This window comes from Pseudomonas sp. UBA4617 (assembly GCF_002386445.1).
Taxonomy (GTDB): Bacteria; Pseudomonadota; Gammaproteobacteria; order Pseudomonadales; family Pseudomonadaceae; genus Aquipseudomonas.
In genome coordinates this window covers 21239-36496 of the sequence record NZ_DGIR01000022.1, presented here as the reverse complement: position 1 = coordinate 36496, position 15258 = coordinate 21239, and the positions used below count along the sequence as shown (strand labels likewise).

Sequence of the window (15258 nt, the reverse complement as noted above, 5' to 3'; positions counted from 1 at the left end):
TCTTGGCAATCACGGCGCCATACCTGGCATGGTGGCGGTCTCAGCAACATTCTGCAGACATTTCCGATATCAGGTGGTGAACCTGCTGACAAAAAAGCGGTCTTTCGCTGGCGGTCAACTCACCGACCGGTTCATCGGCCCAGGTCACCGGGCCTACTTTTGTCCTGTTTCAGCGAAGACCAACATGCCCGATTCCCGCCCAACTGCTTCCGCCCTCACTGCCCTGCGCAGCGGCCTGATCGCCACCCTGCTGGCCCTTGCCGCACCGGTGCACGCCGAAGAGCCCGCCAGCGATGCACGCTGGGTCAGCGACAACCTGAGCACCTACGTGCGTAGCGGCCCGACCGACGGCCACCGCATCGTCGGCACCCTCAAGTCCGGGCAGAAACTGACCCTGATCGGCACCCAGGGCAACTACAGCCAGGTGCGAGGCCAGAATGGCGATCTCGTGTGGATTCTCAGCAGCGACCTGCAAGCGGTACCAGGCCAGGGCGAGCGCCTGCCGCAGCTCGACGCCCAGGTCGCGGACCTGACCGGGCAACTGAAAACCATCGACGACAGCTGGAAGAATCGCGTACAGGGCATGCAGGAAACGCTCGATTCGCGGAAGAAGCTGATCGACGAACTGCAGGCGCGCAACCAGGTGTTGAGCGAGCAACTGGACCAGAGCCAGTCGGACCTGCGCGACACCAAGGCCCGCCTGGGTGACGAGAACAAGCAGGTGATGATGCGCTACATGGTGTATGGCGGCAGCATTGCCGGCGCGGGCCTGCTGGCGGGGCTGATCCTGCCGGCGCTGACCCGTGGGCGCAAGAAGAATGATCGCTGGTTCTGAGTAGGCCCCATCCTGCGCCGGCCTCTTCGCCGGGAAACCCGCTGCCACAGGTATTGCAGCAGTCCTGGATCGGGTGGCAATCCTGTGGATGCGGGTTTAGCTGCGAAGAGGCTGCCATCGGCAGCCGCTACCTGCTGCGCGCCTTGTTGTAGATGGTCTTGGCACGGTCAGCCGAGGCCTGGCACTTGGTCATGTCGCCTGCAGCCTGCCCCTCCTTGGCCTGTTTCAACAGCTCGTGATAGTCATGCGCCATGCCACCGTGCAGGGCCTGACCGTCGGATTTGTTGATGTCTTCAAGCTCCTTGATCTTGGCCGCGCAGTTGCTCGACGGGTCTGCGTGAGCGGCAAAACTGAGGACGGAGGCAATCACCAGCAGAGGGATGCATTTCGAAAGGCTCATGGAGCATTCTCCTGAAAAACCATAAGGTCCGTCGGGCTTCATTCAACCCGACGCAGCGAAAAGCATAGAACGTCCTCGCCGGCCGTACAGCCCTTCAGCCTGCCGGCAAGCCTGCTTCGGCGAACAGGAAGTCGATGAACACCCGCACCCGCAACGGCATGTAGCGGGCCTGAGGGTAGAGCAACATGAAGGGCCGGGAGGTCCCGCCATACTCGCTCAGCACCTCCACCAACTCGCCACTGGCCAGGGCATCCTGCACGGTAAACCGGTAAGCCTGCATCAACCCGCCGCCATGGCGCACCAGCGTAGCGGTAGCGAGGAAGTCACCGAGGCAGGTGAACGCGCCCTGGGTGTCAATTTCTACCAGGCCCCCGTCCTGGCGAAAGGTCCAGGGCGGGCGACGGCCGCTGCTCGGCATCTCGAACTGGATGCAGTCGTGCTGCAGCAGGTCATGCGGCGTCTGCGGCGTGCCGGCGCGGGCAAGGTAGCCCGGCGTGCCCACCACCACCAGCTCGGCCTCCTCCAGGCGGCGCGCCACCAGGCGTGAATCAGCCGGCTCACGGCCACGAATGGCCAGGTCGAACGGTTCCTCGGCAAAGTCGACGTTGCGGTTGCTGACATGCACGTCCACCTGCACGCGTGGGTAGCGCTGGCGGAACCGCGGCAGCAGCGGCAGCAAACGGTGGTGGGCATAAGGCGTGGGCGCGCTGATGCGCAAGCGGCCGCTCGGCTCGGCCTGACCACCCGCGACCTGACGCTCGGCCTCGACCAGTTGCCCCAGCGCCTGCCGACAGTGCTGGTAATAGGCCTGCCCCGCAGCAGACAGGCGCATCTGCCGGGTGGTGCGGACAAACAGGCGCACACCCAGGCGTTCCTCCAGGCGTGCCACGCTGCGGCTGACCGCCGCCGGCGTAACGCCAGCCTCGGTGGCCGCCGCGCTGAAACTGCCGCGGTCGGCAGCCAGGCAGAACAGCTCCAGGCTGCCCAGTTGAAGGTCATCGAAATGGCGGGTCATGGCAGCTCGATTGATTACATGGTGTATCGATTGAAATGCCTTGCGCCTCATTTTTCAAGTTTCGGTAACGGCCTAGAGTGTCTCCACACCGAGCTCATGGCTCACTTCACTGGAGATCCGCCACATGCACACCGCACGCACCGTCATCATCACCGGGGCCTCCAGCGGCCTGGGCTTCGCCCTCGCCGAGGCCTTCCTCGAACGCGGCGACAACGTGATCGGCAACGCTCGCAGCCAGGCCCGCCTGGAGCAGGCTGCTGCCCGCCTCGGCCACCCTTCGCGTTTCATCGGCGTAGCCGGCGACATCGCCGAGCCAGACACCGCACAGCGCCTGTTCGCCCGCGCCGAGCAAGCCTTCGGCGGTGTCGACCTGCTGATCAACAACGCTGGCATCTTCATTGCCAAACCGGCCACGGAGTACAGCGCGGCGGATGTCGACGCCCTGGTCGGCACCAACCTCAAGGGGTTCTTCTACCCGGCCCAGGAAGCGGCGCGGATCATGACCCGCCAGGGGCATGGCAAGATCATCGCCATCACCGCCTCCATCGCCCTGCAACCAGACACCCGTGTGCCGGCCCTGCTGCCGGTGCTGGTCAAGGGCGGCCTGAACCAGGCGGTGAAAGGCCTGGCACTGGAGCTGGCGGCCAGCGGCGTGCAGGTCAACGCCGTAGCGCCCGGGATCATCGACACGCCGCTGCACGGTGGCAACATGCAGGGGATGGGCGCGCTGTCACCCAGTGGCCGCACCGGCTCGCCGCAGGATGTCGTGGACGCCGTGCTGTACCTGGCGGATTCACGCTTCGTCAGCGGTGTCATCCTGCCGGTGGACGGCGGTAGCACCGCTGGCACCTGGCACTGAACGGAGGCGCGAACAACATGCCGTATGTCCATATTCGCGTGACCGATGAAGGGGTGAGCGCCGAACACAAGCGCCAGTTGATCGAACAGACCACGCGCATGCTGCAGCAGGTGCTGGGCAAGCCGCCGGCCAGTACTTTCGTGGTAATCGAGGAAGTGCCGACCGATAACTGGGGGGTGGGTGGCGAGACGGTGACCGCGGTACGCGCGCGAGAACGCGGGTGAAGCCTGGGGCTGCTGTGCAGCCCCCTTACTGCCGCAACCGCTGCAATGCCTGCAGCACATGCCCGGTGGCTCGCTCCACCTGCCCGTAACGGCAGGCAATGCCCAATTGCCGCCACAGCCCCGGGCGCAGCGGTCGGCGGACGATGCGCCGATCCAGTTCGGCCACCTCCCCCTCCTGCGGCAGCAAGGTCGCCCCGTATCCGGCCCCGACCAGGCTCTTGATGGCATCGTTATAGTTCAGCTCGATCCGTGCTTCGGGGTAAAACCCTGCCGCCGCGAACCACTCGCCGGTTACCCGCGACAACTGGGTACTGCTGTCGTTGAGGATCAACGCCCGCTGCGCCAGCCAGGCCGGCGTGACCTTGGCCGGCGGCTGCCAGTCGGCCGGCACATAGGCGAGGATCGGGTCGCGCCGCCAAGGGGTGACCTCTAGCCCTTTGCCAGCCACCTGCGGCAAGGCGACCAGGCCGATATCCAGGGTGCCCTCGCGCAAGCGGGCCAGCGATGCCTGGGACGTCAGCACCTGTACTTGCACGTCGATCCCCGGGTGCGCGGTACGCAAATGCTCCAGCGCCTGCGGCAGCAGGTGGGCAATGGCACCGGTCGAAGCACCCAGGCGCACCCTGCCGGTCAACCCCTCGACCTGCCGGCGCACTTCATCCAGCGCCTGGTCGGCATCGGCCAGCAGGCGTCGCGCGCGGGCCAGCAGGGTTTCGCCGATGGCGGTCGGGCGTACCTGAGCGCGGGCGCGGGTGAGCAATGGCGCGCCGATGCGCGCCTCCAGCTCGGCCACGTGCAGGCTGATGGTAGGCGGCGCCAGGTTGAGCTGGCGGGCGGCCTCGGCAAACGAGCCCAGGTCGACGATCACCACCAGCGTGCGCAGGCGGTCGAGGCTGATTTCACGCATATCAAGAGCCGTCACGTTCAGAAACACTGAATATTGCCGTCATGATATTCAAATTTCCTTTATCTACACCACAAGCGAGCATAGGCCATCCCCTCCCGACCGGACGCTGACCATGCACACTCCTGTTGTCTTCATCGACGGTGACCAAGGCACCACCGGCCTGCAGATCCATGCGCGCCTGCAAGGCCGCCGCGACCTGAGCCTGTTGACCCTGCCGGACGCCGAACGCAAAGACCCGCAACGTCGCCGCGAGGCGATCAACAGCGCCGACATCGCCCTGCTGTGCCTGCCCGACGATGCCGCGCGCGAAGCGGTGGCGACGATCGACAACCCGCAGGTGCGGGTGATCGACGCAAGCTCGGCGCACCGCACGGCCCCTGGCTGGGTCTATGGCCTGCCGGAGCTCGACGAGCAGCAAGCCGAACGCATCGCCCACAGCAAACGCGTCAGCAACCCCGGCTGCTACCCCACCGGCGCCATCGCCCTGCTGCGGCCACTGGTCAAGGCTGGCCTGCTGCCAGCGGATTACCCGCTGAACATCCACGCCATCTCCGGCTATTCCGGTGGTGGCCGCGCGGCTGTCGAACGCCATGAGCAGCCCGGTGCCGACAAAGCCCCGACCTTGCAACTGTATGGCCTGGAGCTGGCGCACAAGCACGTGCCGGAAATTCAGCAGCACGCCGGGCTGTCGGCACGGCCGATGTTCCTGCCCGGTTATGCGGCCTACCGCCAGGGCATCGTGCTGAGCATCCCGCTACAGTTGCGCCTGCTGCCCGGCCAGGTCAGCGCTGCGCAGTTGCAGGCTTGCCTGGAGCAGCACTACCAGGGTGCCCGCCACGTCCAGGTCCTGCCCCTGCATCAGCACGGCGCGGCGCCGAACCTGGACCCGGAGGCGTTGAACGACAGCAATGACCTGCGCCTGGCACTGTTCGCCAACCCTGAACATGGCCAGGTATTGTTGACCGCCGTGTTCGACAACCTCGGCAAAGGCGCCGCTGGCGCAGCAGTGCAGAACCTCGATCTGATGCTTGGTGCCTTGCAGCTACAAGGCTGATGGGCAAAACCGGTTAGACTAAGGGCCCGCGCCGACACGGCGCGGGCCGTCTACCCAACCGCCGGAGCCCACCCCCCGATGTTCATCCTGAGCCGCCTCGACAGCGTGCCGCCTGAAGCCTTCCAGAACCAGATCCGCGAACTGGTGATCCACCATGTCGGCCAACTGAGCAGCGTTGCCATCAGCGCCGACAACCCGCTGTATCCGCTGTATCAATACGGCGTTGGCATGGAGGTGCACCAGTACCTGCAGGCGCTGGACGGCACCCGCGGCCTGGCCGTGGCGCTGACCCTGGCGCTGGACGCCGAAGCACCGGACCAACTGCTGGGCTTTGCCCTGTCGTTACCTGCCGAGGACGACGAGCAGGTGTGTGCGCTGGCGTTTCTGGCCGTGCGCCCCAGCCATCGCCGCCAGGGCATTGCCCGCGCCCTGTTGGCCGACCTGCAGGCGCGCCATGCCTGCGTCGAGCTGAATGCCTTTGCCAGCCAGGTGCCGTGGTTCGAGGCCATGGGCATGCAGGTGGTGGCCGCCAATGGCCCGCAAGTGCTGATGAGCAGCACCGGGCGCGCCAGCGGTGCGCTGATCGGGCGCCTGGATATCGCGCCGATCTACCAGACGGCCGAAGTGATGCAGATCCATACCTACCTGCTCAACCAGCAGGGTGAGGATGCCATGCTCGAAGCGGAACAGCAGCGCGATGAGCGGCTGGATGAGTTGACCGCTCAGGCCCAGGCGTGTGTACGCCAGCGCAATAGCGTGCACTGACCCACGGGCTTCTCGCGGGCCTGCTCGCGGAGAAGCCCCGTTGGCCCTTCAGCCATGTACCCAGCGCCGATGCAACCCACGCGCCAGGGCATCCAGCACGAACCCCAGCACGCCGATCAGCAACACCATCGCCATCAGCTCGGAATACGCCAGGCGGTCGCGGGTATCGAGAATGAAGTAGCCCAGCCCGGCGCTCACCCCGAGCATTTCGCACGGCACCAGCACGATCCATAGAATGCCGATGGCCAGGCGTACACCGGTGAGCACATGGCCGATCACCCCCGGCACGATCACCTTGCACAAGGTTTCCCAGCGCGTGGCACTCAGACTGCGGCTCAACTGCAACCAGCGCGGGTCCAGCTGCCGGACCCCGGCGGCAGTATTCAGCAGGATCGGCCACAACGCGGCAAACGCCAGCAGGAAGTAGATCGGCTGGTCACCCACACCCATCAGCATCACCACCACCGGCATCCACGACAACGGCGAAATCATGCGCAAGAACTGGAACGCCGGCGTGGTCGCGGCCTCCAGCTGCCGATAGCTGCCCACCAGCAAGCCCAGCGGCACACCGATCAGCAACGCCAGCAGCAACCCGACCAGGATGCGCTTGAGGCTGACCCAGACATGCCCGTAGACCTCGCCCTGGCCGAGCAACTCGACCAGGCTGGCCAGGGTCGCCTGGGGCGAGAAGCGTGCCGACAGGCCATCGGCCTCGCCGAATACCTGCACACCCGCCCACCACAACAACAGCAACCCCAGCAGACCGACCAGGCCGAGGCCGGCATGTACGACATGCTTGCGCATCAGACCGCGAACTCCTCGCTACGCTGGTAGTTCTCGGCAATGCCGAACACCGAGGGGCCGCCGACGGCGGCGATGGCGTTGCGCACGAAGCGATCGTCAACCAGGTCGCGGGCGGTTTGCGCCGGGTCCAGGCCGGCAAGGAAACCATTCTCGCCCTCGATCAAGGTGTGCTTGAGGCGCTTGACCAACTCTTCGGTATAGCTGGGGTACGGGTAGGGCTGGAAGTCGATGCGCTTTTCATCCCACTGCTGATGCTGGATCGCCCCACTGGCAATGTAGCCGGCGCGGTCTTCGGCAGCCGGGGCCAGCACCTTGGTCAGCACCGCCGGTTCATGCGGCGTGTACTTGTTGGGGCCGGCCTTGGACAACAGCGCCGCGGCTTCGGCGCGGTGGTCGCGGGTCCATTGCTGGGCCTTGACGATGGCATTGACCACCTTCTGCGACCACTCCGGGCGGTTGTTCAGGTCATGCTCATGCATGAACACCACGCAGCAGGCGTGGTTGCGCCAGACGTCGCCGGTGAAGCGCTGCACACGGCCGACCTTGAGGTTCTCGGCCAGGGCATTGAACGGTTCGGCGACGATATAGCCGGCGATGCGCTTGCTGGCCAGGGCCGGCGGCATGTCCGAGGGCGGCAGCACCAGCAGGTTGACCTCGTTGGCCGCCAGTTGGCTGTTGGCGGGCTTCGATACCGGCGTCAGGCCGTTGTCGCCGAGCATCTGCTGCAGCACCACGTTGTGGATCGAGTACCAGAACGGGATGGCCACGGTCTTGCCGCCCAACTGCTTCATCTCGGTGATGTCCGGCGCCACGGTCAGGCCCGAGCCCCCCACATGGTTCCAGGCCACCACCTTGGCCGGCACCTTGCTGCCATAACGTGCCCACACGGTCATCGGCGACAGCAGGTGAATGACGTTGACCTGGCCAGAAATGAACGCCTCGATCACCTGCGCCCAGCTGCGCAGCAGCACCGGGCGCTCGGCCTTGATGCCTTCGGCCTCGAACAGGCCGTTGTTGTGCGCCACCAGCAACGGCGTGGCATCGGTGATCGGCAGGTAGCCGATGCGCACCGGCGCGTCGGGCTCGGCGGCAGCCCGGGCCTGCAGGCTGGACAGCAGCGGCACGGCCCCGGCAGCCGTCAGCATGGCGCTGAGCTTGAGAAAATCACGACGCGAGGTGGAGGAACAGCAGTCATCCATGCACATGTGCAGGCTCCGAAGGCAACGAGGTAGAGGAAGGTACAGCGGTGCGGCTGGCCCGCCGAAGGGTCTTGAGGATCTCGATTCGCAGTGCGCCCAGTTCCTCGACCCGCTGCGCGCGCGGTTGGGGCAGGTCGATGTGCCATTGGCCGAGGATGTGCGCCGGGTGATCACCCAGTAGCAGCACCCGGTCGGACAACAACAAGGCTTCGTCGATATCGTGGGTAATCAGTACGGCTGCGGTGTTATGGGTAGCGATCAGCTGCAGCAGCAATTGCTGCATGTCGGCACGGGTCACTTCGTCGAGCGCCCCGAACGGCTCGTCAAGCAACAGCACCTCAGGCTGGCGCGCCAGGCAGCGTGCCAATGCGGTGCGCTGGGCCATGCCGCCGGACAGCTGCGCCGGGTACTGGCTGCGCGCATGGGCCAGGCCCACCGCGCTGATGGCATGGTCGATGCGTGCACGGCGCTCGGCTGCGGCCAGCTTTGGCTGGCGGGCGAAATCCAGGCCAAAGGCGACGTTCTTTTCCAGGCTCAGCCAGGGCAGCAGGCTCGGGTCCTGGAAAGCCACCGCCAGGCGCGGGTGGGGGCCTTGCAGCAGCTCACCGTGCAGGGCCACGCTGCCGCCATGCGGCTGCTGCAGGCCGGCCAGCACCCGCAGCAGGCTGGACTTGCCCACCCCACTGGGGCCAAGGATGCTCACCACCTCCCCTGGCGCCAGTTGCAGGTCGAAGCGCGCCAGCACTTGCTGCCAGCCGCCGTCGCGCGGGTAGCCCAGGCTGATCTCGCGGGCTTCGAGCAATGCCTGGCTCATGCGCCGGCAGCCTGGCGATGCAGCTCGGCACGCAGTTGCACCAGGCTTGGGGTAACGATGGGCACGAACGCCGATTCGCGCCAGCGGCGGGCGAAACCGGCACCGAACTCATCGAGGTACGCCTTGCCGCCGCTGGCCTGCAGCTCCAGCTGCACGGCATCGGCAGCACATTCAGCGAGGATGATGCGCAACTTGAACAGGGCCGCCGGCTGGCTCTGGAAGCGCCCTTCGAGCAAGCCTTGCTTGAGTTCGGCCACGGTGTTTTCCAGCCGCTCGTCGAGGACCTGGCGATGCTCTTCGAGGAACGACAACCGCCCATGGAGGTGATCGTGCACTTCGTGCAGCGAACGCCGCGCCAGGCCAATGGCCATGCCGCACTGCAAGGCAAGAAACGCCGGGCGCACCTTGGGCAGGAACTCGCGGGCATTGTCGTGCAGCAGCCAGTCACGGCCGAGCTCTACCTGGTGGAACGCCAGCGCTGCGGTATTGCTCGATTGCAGGCCCATCAGCTCCAGGTCGTCAGAACGCTCCAGTCCCTGGCTGACGGAGGGGATGGCCAGCACGAAGGGTGAACCGCCAGCATCATCTTCAATGGCTGCCGCCACCACGAACCCGCTCTTGCGCAGGTTGGTCACCCAGTGCAGCCGGCCTTCCAGTGTCCAGCCCGCCGCCCCAGGGCGGCCACGCACTTGCAGCGCCTCGATCCCGGAAAGGAACTTCATGGCATTGGACAAGCCGGTGGCCCCCGCCAGCTCGCCGGTCAGCAGGCTGGGCAGCAGGCGCTCACGCAGGGCCTGGTTAGGGCTTTGCAGCAGGTATTCGATGAACGCCCGCTGGCCCCAGCAGACAAAGGCTGCGGCCAGTGAGCGGCTGGCGATGGCGGCGATGGCCTCGACCGCATCGGTGACCGCGCCACCGTTGCCACCCAGTGCGGGGGCGACGCCAATGCGCAGCAGCTGCGATTCGGCGATGTGCGCCAGCACCAGTTGCGGGTCGCACTGCCCCTGGTCAATTGCCTCGGCATTGGCATCCAGCCATTGACGAAATGCAGTATCAAGCATGTCCCTACTCCTTTTGATATCGCAGGCGCCACCAGCGCCAGGCGTACAGTTACGCGGTTGGCTGCCAGCGGTACTTGCTCAGCTCGTCGTTGAGCGGCGTCTGGGCGAACACATTAGCAAAGTTGCACAGGGTTGCGAGGCTCACCCCCAGAATCACTTCCAGCGCGTTACCTTCGCTGAAACCGGCTGCGCGGAAGGCCTGGTAAGTCGCCTCGCTGACGTTGCCACGGGTGGCGATCACTTCGCGGGCAAAAGCGGCCAGGGTTTCGTAACGGGCATCCGGCAGTTCGCCACGGGCACGCAGGGCTTCGACCACCTCCGGTGGCAGCTTGGCCTTGTTCAGCGCCACCGCCGTATGGCCGGCCACGCAGAAGTCACAGCCATGCTGGGTGGCGGCAATCAGCTGCACCACTTCGCGCTCGGCCAGGCTCAGCTCGGTCTTGCCGTTGAGTGCCGAAACGGTCACGTAGGTTTCCAGTGCCGCCGGAGCGTTGGCCAGCACACCCAGCAGGTTGGGGATGAAGCCGGAATTCTTCTGGGCGTTCTCGAGGAATGGACGGGCCGCTTCCGGGGCGCTCTGCAGGGTGTGTAAAGTAATGCGCGACGACATGCAGTAGTCTCCTTTGATGGGTGTCACTACAGTCTGTTGGTTATAAGAATTACCCTCCATATTCATCAGTCGCCTTTCCTTGCTCTTGAGTCTTTGCATTAGATGATTTCGTCCAGCCGTCTTGTCGATTGGTTATTAGAGGGTCTGGAACTCGATGCCAGCCTGTTTCATGTCGGCCGTTACTGCGGCGGCTGGCACGCCAGCACCCAGGGCATGGGCCGCGCCAGCTTCCACCTGGTGGTACAGGGGCATTGCTGGCTGCACATCGACGGCCAGCCCGATGCCATACGCCTGGCGGCCGGCGATGCGGTATTCCTGCTGCGCGACCTTGGCTATCGCCTGGCCAGCGAACCGGACCTGGCCGCTGCTTGTGCCCAGCCACGCCAAGCCATGCAGGCACTGGATGGCGAAGCGGTCGATGGCGTCGGGCTGGTGTGCGGCTTCTTCCATTTCAAGCCAGGTCTGTCAGCGCTGATCATCGAAGGCCTGGCCGACTGGATACTGCTGCGCGCCGACGAACCGGCCGGGCATGCGGCGCGGGCGTTGTTCGAGTTGATCCTGGAGGAATGCCGGCGTGCCGCCGGCCCTTCGCAAACATTGCTGGAGCGGTTGACGCACCTGCTGTTCCTCTATGTGCTACGCCAGCAGGTGCATGCCGGACAGGCACTGGGCGGGCTGGTCGCACTCGCCCGCCAGCCGGCTTATGCCGGGCTGCTGGCGCAATTGATCGAGCACCCAGGGCAGGCCTGGACCCTGGAAAGCATGGCAGCCTGCACCGGCCTGTCACGTTCGGCATTTTTCAAGCGTTTCAATGAACTGGCCGGGCAGTCCCCGGGGCAAGTGCTGCTGGCATTGCGCATGCGTCATGCCAGCCAGCTGCTGCAGGCAGGGCACACCGTGGAACAGGTCGGCGCACAGGTGGGGTATCAGTCGGTTGCGGCCTTTACCCGGGCGTTCGCCAAGGCGGTGGGAATGCAACCGGGGGCGTATCGCCGGCAGCATGAAGGGCGCTGAACGCGCGGTATTCCTGCACCGGCCCTTCGCGGGCACGCTCGCGAAGGGCCGTATCGTGGCCCCGGCAGGGGGCTGTCAGTCGTTGACAGTCACAACCCGCCCTGCCTTCTCGCCTGCGGCGCCGCGAGTGGCCAGGCAGTAGTACAGCGGCACCGTCACCAGCAAGCCGAACAGCCAGGACAGGTCCGCCCCTTCGACGATGTTCGAGTATGGCCCCACATACAGCGACGTATTGGCAAACGGCAACTGCACCAGGATGCCGCAGGCATAGGCAATGATTGCGTGGTGATTGAAGCGGCCGTAGATACCGCCGTCGGCACGAAAGATCGAGGCGATGTCGTACTGGCCTTTCTTGATCAGGTAGAAATCGATCAGGTTGATCGACGCCCAGGGTACCAGCACCAGCAACAAGGCCAGGATCAGGCCGATGAACTGGCCGATGAAGCCCGCCGAAGCATTCAGCGCCACCAGGCCGCAACCTACCAGGATCACCGCAGCCAGCATTACCCGGACCTTGATGCTCGGTGTCCAGGCCGCGGCGAAGGTCTGGATCGCAGTAACGATCGACAGCACCGCGCCATACAGGTTGAGGGCGTTGTGGCTGATGATGTTGAGCAGGAACAGTACCATCAGGACCGGGCCCAGCCAGCCCGTGGCCTGCTTGACCGCATCCATCGCGTCGGTGCCTTCGGGCACGCACAGCACCGCCACCGCACCGAAGCTGAAACACAGGATGGTGCCGAGGGTGGCGCCGAAGTAGGTGGCCCAGAACGGTCTGGCAATCCCCACTTCACGCGGCAGGTAGCGCGAGTAGTCTGAGGTGTACGGCGAGAAGCTGATCTGCCAGATGGTGCCCAGCGAAACCGTGGCGATGAAACCCGACAGGTTGAACCCGCCACGGCTGAAGAAGTCGGCCGGCAGCGCCTGGGCGAACATCATGATGAAGCCGGCCAGCAGCGCCGAGCCCATCACCCAGGTACCGATGCGGTTGAGAACGTGTATGAAGCGGTAGCCGATCACGCCGATGGCAGTGGCGCTCAGCGCGCCGATCACGATCGCGCCCGGCATCGGCACGCCCGGGGCAATGCCATGGATGGTCTTGCCCGCCAGGACGATGTTGGAAATGAAGAAACCGACATAGATCAGCGCGGTGAAGAACACGATCAGCAGCGCGCCGTAACGCCCGAACTGGCCACGGCTCTGCACCATCTGCGGAATGCCCAGCTGCGGTCCCTGCGCAGAGGCCAGGGCGATCACCACGCCGCCGGCAAGATGGCCCAGCACGATGGCGACCAGCCCCCACAGCAGGTTCAGGTGGAACACCTGGACCACCATGGCACCGGTGACGATGGGCAGTGGCGCGATGTTGGTACTGAACCAGAGGGTGAACAGGTCACGCGCCTTCCCGTGGCGCTCGGCAGGTGGAACGTAATCGACCGTGTGGTTCTCGACAAACGGGTGTTGCGACGACGGTTGGGACATAGGATTTCAGCTCGAAAGGTCGTTTTTATCTTTGTAAGGAAACCGCATCAAGGCGGCCTCTCAGCTGCGGACCATATTATGGTATTCCAAACATTTGACAACACTGATCCGCAGGAAAAACTGCCCACTGATCCGTTTGAAAAGCCTTGCCAGCGAACCGACTTGGCTACCAAACCCGCGGCATCCGTGGCCTTGCGCCGCTCATCGTGATAACCGTAAGCGTGAAAATTCCGCTTGCAAAATAGGTATTACGGTATACCATCAGACACATCAACGATAAAAACCGCGGACCACCGCAGCCCTTCAGAGGTATACCCCGATGATCGACGCAACCGTCTACAAGCACGTTCTGGGCTCCTTCCCGTCCGGCGTTACCGTCATCACCACCCTGGACGACGACGGCTCGGTCGTCGGCCTGACCGCCAGCGCGTTCTCCTCGCTGTCGATGGACCCGCCGCTGGTGCTGTTCTGCCCCAACTACAGCTCCGACTCCTACCCTGTACTGATCCGCCAGAAGCGCTTCGCCATCCACTTGCTCTCCGGTGAACAGCAAGCTGAAGCCTATGCGTTCGCCAAGAAAGGCAAGGACAAGGCCAGCGGCATCGAATGGACCCTGAGTGAACTGGGCAACCCGATCCTGGCCGGCGCCACCGCGGTCATCGAGTGCGAACTGTGGCGTGAATATGAGGGTGGCGACCACGCCATCATGGTCGGCAAGGTGCACAACCTGATCGTCCCGGCAGAGGCGCCACGGCCAATGGTGTACTGCCGCGGCAAGATGGCCAGCCTGCCCGCCTTTGCCTGAGCCTGGCAGCCAGACGCAGGCACGCTCCCACACTGAAGCCCGCTGCATTGGCGGGCGAAAACAACAAGCGTTGAGGAAAGCCCCATGAAATTTTCGTTGTTCGTGCACATGGAACGTTGGGATGAACAGGTCAGCCACCGCCAGTTGTTCGAAGACCTCACCGAACTGACCCTGATGGCCGAAGACGGCGGTTTCAGCACCGTGTGGATCGGCGAACACCACGCCATGGAATACACCATCTCGCCAAGCCCGATGCCATTGCTGGCCTACCTGGCCGCACGCACCGAAAAGATCCGCCTGGGCGCCGGCACCATCATCGCGCCGTTCTGGAACCCGATCCGGGTCGCCGGCGAGTGCGCCCTGCTCGATGTGATCAGCAAGGGCCGCATGGAAGTGGGCCTGGCCCGAGGCGCCTACCAGTTCGAGTTCGACCGCATGGCCGGTGGCATGCCGGCCACCAACGGCGGCAAGGCCCTGCGCGAAATGGTGCCGGTGGTGCGCAAGCTGTGGGAAGGCGACTATGCCCATGACGGCGAGGTGTACAAGTTCCCCACCTCCACCAGCGTGCCGAAGCCCTACAACGCTGTGCCGCCGATGTGGATCGCCGCCCGCGACCCGGACTCGCACAACTTCGCCGTGGCCAACGGCTGCAACGTCATGGTGACGCCGTTGATGAAGGGCGACGAAGAGGTGCTGGACCTGAAGAACAAGTTCCAGGCAGCCCTCGACAACAATCCTGGCGTGCCGCGCCCGCAACTGATGGTGCTGCGCCACACCCACGTGCACAGCCCGGCCGAGCCGGATGGCTGGAAGGTCGGAGCCCAGGCCATCTCGCGCTTCTATCGCACCTTCGATGCCTGGTTCGGCAACAAGACTACCCCGGTCAACGGCTTCCTTGAACCTAGCCCGGAGTCGAAGTTTGCCGAAGTGCCGGCGTTCGAACTGGAGAACATCCGCAAGAACACCATGATCGGCACCCCGGAAGAGATCATCGCCCGCATCAGGTACTACCAGGCGCTTGGCGTCGACGAGTTCAGCTTCTGGTGCGACAACAGCCTGCCGCATGCCGAGAAGAAGAAATCGCTCGAGCTGTTCATCAAGGAAGTGGTGCCAGCGTTCGCCTGAATTCCCTTTACCTGAACCATTGCGGGACGCGCCCGCTCTCGTGGGCCATCGTGGCCCGCAGGAGCGGGTTTTTTTATGGGTATTTCCTGTGTTGCCTGAACGGGCCTCTTCGCGGGTAAACCCGCTCCCACAGGTGCTCCGCTAGAGGTGCCTGTGGGAGCGGGTTTACCCGCGGAAAGGCCAGTACAGACAGTAGAGAATTCAAGGCATCAGGCCACCTTTCGTCCCCTCGCAAGAGAGAAATTTCCCGCCACCTCTTGCACAACAAATATTATGGTATACCAT

The 15258-nt window shown here is 64.6% G+C and carries 17 protein-coding genes; 8 read left to right on the top strand and 9 right to left on the bottom strand.

Features of this window, described 5'->3' with window-relative positions; all coding sequences use genetic code 11:
* Positions 1 to 184: 184 nt before the first annotated feature.
* Positions 185 to 835, top strand: a complete 651-nt coding sequence (locus B4L76_RS09420) for a TIGR04211 family SH3 domain-containing protein (protein ID WP_296231988.1) — start codon at positions 185 to 187, stop codon at positions 833 to 835.
* 127 nt (positions 836 to 962) lie between these two features.
* On the opposite strand, the gene B4L76_RS09415 is transcribed toward B4L76_RS09420, so the two are convergent.
* Together B4L76_RS09415 and B4L76_RS09410 are read right to left on the bottom strand one after the other, a co-directional pair.
* Positions 963 to 1235: a hypothetical protein gene (locus B4L76_RS09415; RefSeq protein ID WP_296231987.1), complete on the bottom strand. Its 273-nt coding sequence runs from the start codon at positions 1233 to 1235 to the stop codon at positions 963 to 965.
* A 94-nt stretch (positions 1236 to 1329) separates the two neighbouring features.
* On the bottom strand, positions 1330 to 2250 hold the full coding sequence (locus tag B4L76_RS09410) for a LysR family transcriptional regulator (protein ID WP_296231986.1): 921 nt from the start codon (positions 2248 to 2250) through the stop codon (positions 1330 to 1332).
* A gap of 124 nt (positions 2251 to 2374) precedes the next feature.
* Here B4L76_RS09410 and B4L76_RS09405 point away from each other — a divergent pair, with 124 nt between their 5' ends.
* Positions 2375 to 3109 carry an SDR family NAD(P)-dependent oxidoreductase gene (locus tag B4L76_RS09405; protein WP_296231985.1) on the top strand — a complete coding sequence of 245 codons (735 nt, stop codon included), beginning with the start codon at positions 2375 to 2377 and terminating at the stop codon, positions 3107 to 3109.
* 17 nt (positions 3110 to 3126) lie between these two features.
* Positions 3127 to 3333 (top strand): tautomerase family protein, encoded by a 207-nt coding sequence (locus tag B4L76_RS09400; protein ID WP_061551649.1) that lies wholly within the window; start codon positions 3127 to 3129, stop codon positions 3331 to 3333.
* Between the two features lie 25 nt (positions 3334 to 3358).
* Here the strand turns inward: B4L76_RS09400 and B4L76_RS09395 are convergent, their stop codons facing one another.
* Positions 3359 to 4240: a LysR family transcriptional regulator gene (locus B4L76_RS09395; RefSeq protein ID WP_296231983.1), complete on the bottom strand. Its 882-nt coding sequence runs from the start codon at positions 4238 to 4240 to the stop codon at positions 3359 to 3361.
* 112 nt (positions 4241 to 4352) lie between these two features.
* Between B4L76_RS09395 and argC the strand changes: the two genes are divergently transcribed.
* The gene (gene argC, locus B4L76_RS09390; protein ID WP_296231982.1) at positions 4353 to 5294 is read left to right on the top strand and encodes an N-acetyl-gamma-glutamyl-phosphate reductase; all 942 of its coding nucleotides are present in this window, start codon (positions 4353 to 4355) and stop codon (positions 5292 to 5294) included.
* Between the two features lie 78 nt (positions 5295 to 5372).
* The gene (locus tag B4L76_RS09385; protein WP_296231981.1) at positions 5373 to 6059 is read left to right on the top strand and encodes a GNAT family N-acetyltransferase; all 687 of its coding nucleotides are present in this window, start codon (positions 5373 to 5375) and stop codon (positions 6057 to 6059) included.
* A gap of 48 nt (positions 6060 to 6107) precedes the next feature.
* On the opposite strand, the gene B4L76_RS09380 is transcribed toward B4L76_RS09385, so the two are convergent.
* From B4L76_RS09380 to B4L76_RS09360, 5 genes are read right to left on the bottom strand one after another with little or no spacing between them, the layout of a single operon-like run.
* A complete protein-coding gene (locus B4L76_RS09380) occupies positions 6108 to 6863 on the bottom strand; it encodes an ABC transporter permease (RefSeq protein ID WP_296231980.1) in 756 nt (251 codons plus the stop codon).
* Complete coding sequence (locus tag B4L76_RS09375; protein ID WP_296231979.1) at positions 6863 to 8068, bottom strand: ABC transporter substrate-binding protein; 1206 nt, start codon at positions 8066 to 8068, stop codon at positions 6863 to 6865. Before B4L76_RS09375 ends, B4L76_RS09380 begins: the two co-directional genes overlap by 1 nt.
* A complete protein-coding gene (locus B4L76_RS09370; protein ID WP_296231978.1) occupies positions 8055 to 8876 on the bottom strand; it encodes an ABC transporter ATP-binding protein in 822 nt (273 codons plus the stop codon). Before B4L76_RS09370 ends, B4L76_RS09375 begins: the two co-directional genes overlap by 14 nt.
* The gene (locus B4L76_RS09365) at positions 8873 to 9937 is read right to left on the bottom strand and encodes an acyl-CoA dehydrogenase family protein (RefSeq protein WP_296231977.1); all 1065 of its coding nucleotides are present in this window, start codon (positions 9935 to 9937) and stop codon (positions 8873 to 8875) included. Before B4L76_RS09365 ends, B4L76_RS09370 begins: the two co-directional genes overlap by 4 nt.
* A 49-nt stretch (positions 9938 to 9986) precedes the next feature.
* A complete protein-coding gene (locus B4L76_RS09360) occupies positions 9987 to 10547 on the bottom strand; it encodes a carboxymuconolactone decarboxylase family protein (RefSeq protein ID WP_296231976.1) in 561 nt (186 codons plus the stop codon).
* A 102-nt stretch (positions 10548 to 10649) separates the two neighbouring features.
* Between B4L76_RS09360 and B4L76_RS09355 the strand changes: the two genes are divergently transcribed.
* Positions 10650 to 11561: an AraC family transcriptional regulator gene (locus B4L76_RS09355; RefSeq protein WP_296231975.1), complete on the top strand. Its 912-nt coding sequence runs from the start codon at positions 10650 to 10652 to the stop codon at positions 11559 to 11561.
* 75 nt (positions 11562 to 11636) lie between these two features.
* Here B4L76_RS09355 and B4L76_RS09350 read toward each other — a convergent pair whose 3' ends face one another.
* Positions 11637 to 13043: a purine-cytosine permease family protein gene (locus B4L76_RS09350; protein WP_296231974.1), complete on the bottom strand. Its 1407-nt coding sequence runs from the start codon at positions 13041 to 13043 to the stop codon at positions 11637 to 11639.
* Between the two features lie 319 nt (positions 13044 to 13362).
* Here B4L76_RS09350 and B4L76_RS09345 point away from each other — a divergent pair, with 319 nt between their 5' ends.
* Both B4L76_RS09345 and B4L76_RS09340 read left to right on the top strand, forming a co-directional pair.
* Positions 13363 to 13848 carry a flavin reductase family protein gene (locus tag B4L76_RS09345; protein ID WP_289132323.1) on the top strand — a complete coding sequence of 162 codons (486 nt, stop codon included), beginning with the start codon at positions 13363 to 13365 and terminating at the stop codon, positions 13846 to 13848.
* A gap of 84 nt (positions 13849 to 13932) precedes the next feature.
* Positions 13933 to 14973, top strand: coding sequence for an LLM class flavin-dependent oxidoreductase (locus B4L76_RS09340; protein ID WP_296231972.1), 1041 nt, complete (start codon positions 13933 to 13935; stop codon positions 14971 to 14973).
* Positions 14974 to 15258: the final 285 nt, after the last annotated feature.

What these genes read in the sequence shown, in the direction of transcription:
- B4L76_RS09420 (WP_296231988.1), top strand. Translation starts at nt 185, where the DNA reads ATGCCCGATTCCCGCCCAACTGCTTCCGCCCTCACTGCCCTGCGCAGC.
- B4L76_RS09415 (WP_296231987.1), bottom strand. Translation starts at nt 1,235, where the DNA reads ATGAGCCTTTCGAAATGCATCCCTCTGCTGGTGATTGCCTCCGTCCTC.
- B4L76_RS09410 (WP_296231986.1), bottom strand. Translation starts at nt 2,250, where the DNA reads ATGACCCGCCATTTCGATGACCTTCAACTGGGCAGCCTGGAGCTGTTC.
- B4L76_RS09405 (WP_296231985.1), top strand. Translation starts at nt 2,375, where the DNA reads ATGCACACCGCACGCACCGTCATCATCACCGGGGCCTCCAGCGGCCTG.
- B4L76_RS09400 (WP_061551649.1), top strand. Translation starts at nt 3,127, where the DNA reads ATGCCGTATGTCCATATTCGCGTGACCGATGAAGGGGTGAGCGCCGAA.
- B4L76_RS09395 (WP_296231983.1), bottom strand. Translation starts at nt 4,240, where the DNA reads ATGCGTGAAATCAGCCTCGACCGCCTGCGCACGCTGGTGGTGATCGTC.
- argC (WP_296231982.1), top strand. Translation starts at nt 4,353, where the DNA reads ATGCACACTCCTGTTGTCTTCATCGACGGTGACCAAGGCACCACCGGC.
- B4L76_RS09385 (WP_296231981.1), top strand. Translation starts at nt 5,373, where the DNA reads ATGTTCATCCTGAGCCGCCTCGACAGCGTGCCGCCTGAAGCCTTCCAG.
- B4L76_RS09380 (WP_296231980.1), bottom strand. Translation starts at nt 6,863, where the DNA reads ATGCGCAAGCATGTCGTACATGCCGGCCTCGGCCTGGTCGGTCTGCTG.
- B4L76_RS09375 (WP_296231979.1), bottom strand. Translation starts at nt 8,068, where the DNA reads ATGTGCATGGATGACTGCTGTTCCTCCACCTCGCGTCGTGATTTTCTC.
- B4L76_RS09370 (WP_296231978.1), bottom strand. Translation starts at nt 8,876, where the DNA reads ATGAGCCAGGCATTGCTCGAAGCCCGCGAGATCAGCCTGGGCTACCCG.
- B4L76_RS09365 (WP_296231977.1), bottom strand. Translation starts at nt 9,937, where the DNA reads ATGCTTGATACTGCATTTCGTCAATGGCTGGATGCCAATGCCGAGGCA.
- B4L76_RS09360 (WP_296231976.1), bottom strand. Translation starts at nt 10,547, where the DNA reads ATGTCGTCGCGCATTACTTTACACACCCTGCAGAGCGCCCCGGAAGCG.
- B4L76_RS09355 (WP_296231975.1), top strand. Translation starts at nt 10,650, where the DNA reads ATGATTTCGTCCAGCCGTCTTGTCGATTGGTTATTAGAGGGTCTGGAA.
- B4L76_RS09350 (WP_296231974.1), bottom strand. Translation starts at nt 13,043, where the DNA reads ATGTCCCAACCGTCGTCGCAACACCCGTTTGTCGAGAACCACACGGTC.
- B4L76_RS09345 (WP_289132323.1), top strand. Translation starts at nt 13,363, where the DNA reads ATGATCGACGCAACCGTCTACAAGCACGTTCTGGGCTCCTTCCCGTCC.
- B4L76_RS09340 (WP_296231972.1), top strand. Translation starts at nt 13,933, where the DNA reads ATGAAATTTTCGTTGTTCGTGCACATGGAACGTTGGGATGAACAGGTC.